The organism is Vibrio sp. 1457 (assembly GCF_033340195.1).
In the GTDB taxonomy this organism is placed as follows: Bacteria; Pseudomonadota; Gammaproteobacteria; order Enterobacterales; family Vibrionaceae; genus Vibrio; species Vibrio alginolyticus.
Window position 1 is genome coordinate 1 of the sequence record NZ_JAWOWA010000109.1, and the last position, 1167, is coordinate 1167.

Below are 1167 nucleotides of genomic sequence, written 5' to 3' on the forward strand. Positions count from 1 at the left end.
GTGGATGAACTCTTATGGTCACAGTCTGACCACCAGTACCAGTATTTCCGCGCCGGAACAGACCCTCGACTTCAGCTATAAAATGCCGCTGCTGAAGAATCCACTGGAACAATATTATTTGGTGCAGGGCGGTTTTAAGCGCACTGACCTGAACGATACCGAATCTGACTCCACTACGCTGGTGGCTTCTCGCTACTGGGATCTCTCCAGCGGCTGGCAGCGTGCCATTAACCTGCGCTGGAGCCTCGACCACTTTACCCAGGGTGAAATTACCAACACCACGATGCTGTTTTATCCTGGGGTGATGATTAGCCGCACGCGTTCTCGTGGTGGCCTGATGCCAACCTGGGGCGACTCGCAACGCTACTCTATCGACTACTCCAACACTGCCTGGGGCTCAGATGTCGATTTCTCCGTTTTCCAGGCGCAGAACGTCTGGATCCGCACACTGTACGATCGCCATCGTTTTGTTACACGCGGCACGCTGGGCTGGATTGAAACCGGTGATTTCGACAAAGTACCGCCGGATCTGCGTTTCTTCGCCGGGGGCGATCGCAGTATTCGCGGCTACAAATACAAATCTATCGCCCCGAAATACGCCAACGGTGACCTGAAAGGGGCCTCGAAGCTGATAACCGGATCGCTGGAATACCAGTACAACGTGACCGGAAAATGGTGGGGCGCGGTGTTTGTCGATAGTGGCGAAGCGGTAAGCGATATTCGCCGCAGCGACTTTAAAACCGGTACCGGGGTCGGCGTACGCTGGGAATCGCCGGTCGGGCCAATCAAACTCGATTTTGCCGTACCGGTCGCGGATAAAGACGAACACGGGTTACAGTTTTACATCGGTCTGGGGCCAGAATTATGAGTTTATGGAAAAAAATCAGCCTCGGCGTGGTTATCGTTATCTTACTGTTGCTGGGATCGGTGGCGTTTCTGGTGGGCACCACCAGCGGCCTGCATCTGGTATTTAAAGCGGCGGATCGCTGGGTGCCAGGACTGGATGTTGGCAAGGTCACCGGCGGCTGGCGCGATCTCACCTTGTCTGACGTTCGTTATGAGCAGCCAGGCGTGGCGGTAAAAGCAGGCAATCTGCATCTGGCGGTCGGGCTTGAGTGCCTGTGGAACAGCAGTGTTTGTATTAATGATCTGGCGCTGAAAGACATC

Annotated in this window: 1 protein-coding gene and 1 pseudogene; both read left to right on the plus strand. The window is 54.8% G+C overall.

The window, feature by feature from the left end:
* Nucleotides 1-868 (plus strand): annotated as a pseudogene (tamA, locus tag R7Z41_RS24100) (autotransporter assembly complex protein TamA); the annotation flags it as partial.
* On the plus strand, nucleotides 865-1167 hold a 303-nt coding region (locus R7Z41_RS24105; protein ID WP_318141649.1), incomplete at its 3' end, for a hypothetical protein. The pseudogene tamA and the gene R7Z41_RS24105, both read left to right, overlap by 4 nt.